Below are 1,342 nucleotides of genomic sequence, written 5' to 3' on the forward strand. Positions count from 1 at the left end.
TGAAGTGCACCCCAATTGTTAGACACAGTCTAACAATTGGAGGTGCATTTTTTATGGCTAAATTTTCTTCAAAAGAAAAAATCCAAGCGGTGAAACGATATTTAGATGGTACAGAAAGTGGAAAAACAATTGCTAAATCTATAGGAGTTAACCCTAGCGTACTTCGTGAGTGGATTAGACGATATGAGTCTTCAGGTGAAAAGGCCTTTGAAAAGTGCTATACATTCTACCCAGCCCAGTATAAACTAGATGTACTTTATTATATGAATGAACACGGGACATCTATCAGAGAAACAGCGGCACTTTTCAATATACCGTCTTATGAAACACTTCGGAAATGGAAAATAGCTTATGAAACAAGAGGATTGGATGCCCTACAATCAAAGAAAAAGGGGCGTCCAACCATGAAAGATAAAAAAATAAAGCCAGTAGATGAAGGATCAATCGAAGCCTTACAAGCGGAAAATGAGCGTTTACGTATGGAAAATGCATATTTAAAAAAGTTGAATGCCTTAGTTCAAAACAAAGAAAAATCACCAAACAAGACAAAGCGCAAGTAATCTACGAGTTAAGGCATGAATTTCCTATCAAGGAGTTACTTCAACTCGCAAACATTCCACGTAGTACGTACTATTACTGGATGAAACGTTTTAATCATCCTGATCCAAATGCGGAGGTAAAAGAACTGATTCAAGCTATTTATAATGAACACGATGGGTGTTATGGTTATCGTCGTATTCGTGATGAACTTATGAATCGTGGACACAAAGTAAATCATAAAAAAGTGTATCGCCTTATGAAAGAATTAGGGTTAAAATGTCTGGTTCGTATGAAAAAATATCGCTCTTACAAAGGGACAGTTGGGAAAATTGCGCCAAATATTTTAAATCGCAACTTCCAAGCTGAAAAACCAAATGAAAAGTGGGTTACAGATATTACGGAGTTTAAGTTATTTGGGGAGAAGTTATACCTATCACCAATGTTGGATTTATTTAATGGTGAAATTATCACGTATACAATTGGTTCAAGACCGACCTATTCCCTTGTTTCAACGATGTTGGACCAAGCCCTTTATTGTGTAACCAATCCGGATAAACTCCTCATTCACTCTGATCAAGGTTGGCACTATCAAATGAAACAATACCGTCATTCTCTTAAGAATTGTGGCATAACTCAAAGTATGTCTCGCAAAGGAAACTGTTATGACAATGCCGTTATTGAAAATTTCTTCGGTATCATGAAATCGGAATTTCTGTATCGAAAAGAATTTGAAAGTATAACACATTTCAAACAAGAATTAGCAAAGTATATAGAATACTATAATCATAAAAGAATTAAGGCA

General features: G+C 35.6%; 1 protein-coding gene. It reads left to right on the forward strand.

Annotated features, from left to right (window positions below; all coding sequences use genetic code 11):
- Positions 1-53 precede the first annotated feature (53 nt).
- A protein-coding gene (locus ACS2CR_RS34160; protein ID WP_438906160.1) for an IS3-like element ISBth10 family transposase occupies positions 54-1,342 on the forward strand; the annotation gives its coding sequence in 2 pieces (ribosomal slippage) (positions 54-495 and positions 495-1,342; 1,290 coding nt annotated over the 2 pieces). This gene is flagged as partial in the annotation.

Source organism: Bacillus cereus group sp. BceL291, assembly GCF_051776705.1.
In the GTDB taxonomy this organism is placed as follows: Bacteria; Bacillota; Bacilli; order Bacillales; family Bacillaceae_G; genus Bacillus_A; species Bacillus_A cereus.